At 44.0% G+C, this 800-nt stretch carries 1 protein-coding gene; it reads right to left on the bottom strand.

Annotated features, from left to right (window positions below; genetic code table 11):
- The coding region (locus R8O10_RS24635) for a HAMP domain-containing sensor histidine kinase (protein WP_318191877.1) at nucleotides 1–800 on the bottom strand (800 nt) is incomplete at both ends.

The following is an 800-nucleotide window of genomic DNA, read 5'->3' as shown; positions in this document are numbered from 1 at the left end:
AAAAAGTCATCAAAGATTTTGTGTACGATGCTGTCATCAATCCCAGGCCCTGTATCGCGGAAAACAAGCGTGTTTTCATAAGGGCCGACGAGGGTTCTGATTTCAATTTGACTATCGGGATAGGAATCAAAATAGTAAATCGCATTGCGAATCAAATTGAAAATGACAAAGTTGAACAGCGTCTCGTTGATTTTGGCGACAAAGTCGTTTTGAGTCGGAAGTTTCACCCTTTCGATGATGTGTTCGTTTTCAAAACCGTATCGACTCACCGCAAGATCCACCGCTTTATGAATCGAGGTAAGCGAAAGGGGTTCATGCACAGCAGAAGTATCGCTGACTTCGCGCAAGATGATGTCGATGAGTTGGCGTCCACGCTGAATTGCTGCTTGGCCTTTTTCGATATCGCTTCTGATCTTGTCATCAGATGCATTGCTATCAATGTGCTGTTTCAGCGCTTCAAATTGAAGCTGAACTTGCGCCAATGGGTTGCGCATTTCATGGGCGATCGAGTTGGCCAACGCGCGGCTTTGACGAATCTTTCTATCAGACTCAATCGTATTTTGTACGCGGATCAACAATGTTTGTAGTGCTGAAATCTCTTCGTTCGAAAACAGTTTGTTATCGCTTTTGTGTGAAGAAATCAGCAAATGTGAAACCGACTTTTCACGGCCAAACAGTGGCATAACAAGTGCCGTATTACTCGATCTCATGCGTTCATAAAGAGCTTTGATTGAACCTTTTGAAGACGGTTTTTCGTCGAGCCTTTCAGAGAGTTCGTCGAGCACCAAAACCGAATCATT

This window comes from Vibrio sp. 1727, from assembly GCF_033344415.1.
In the GTDB taxonomy this organism is placed as follows: domain Bacteria; phylum Pseudomonadota; class Gammaproteobacteria; order Enterobacterales; family Vibrionaceae; genus Vibrio; species Vibrio alginolyticus.
The sequence above is the reverse complement of the archived record's forward strand: the minus strand, read 5'-3'. Positions and strand labels throughout refer to the sequence as shown.